Genomic DNA, 387 nt, shown 5'->3' on the forward strand with positions numbered 1-387 from the left:
CATGGCTCGGCACTACACCCTGCCCCCTCCCTTTGGCCGCAGGCCAAGGGGAGGGCTGGGGAGGGGTTGGCTTTTCGGCTTTTGGCCCTGCTGGCAAGGCCCCTGCCGAGCATGGCTCGGCACTACACGCCTTTGCCCCCTCCCTTTGGCCGCAGGCCAAGGGGAGGGCTGGGGAGGGGTTGGCTTTTCGGCTTTTGGCTCTGCTGGTAAGGCCCCTGCCGAGCATGGCTCGGCACCACACGCCTTTGCCCCCTCTCTTTGGCCGCAGGCCAAGGGGAGGGCTGGGGAGGGGTGAGCTTTTCGGCTTTTGGGCTTTTGGCCCTGCTGGTAAGGCCCCTGCCGAGCATGGCTCGGCACTACACGCCTTTGCCCCCTCCCTTTGGCCGC

The organism is Stenotrophomonas sp. UBA7606 (genome assembly GCF_002477705.1).
In the GTDB taxonomy this organism is placed as follows: Bacteria; Pseudomonadota; Gammaproteobacteria; order Xanthomonadales; family Xanthomonadaceae; genus Stenotrophomonas.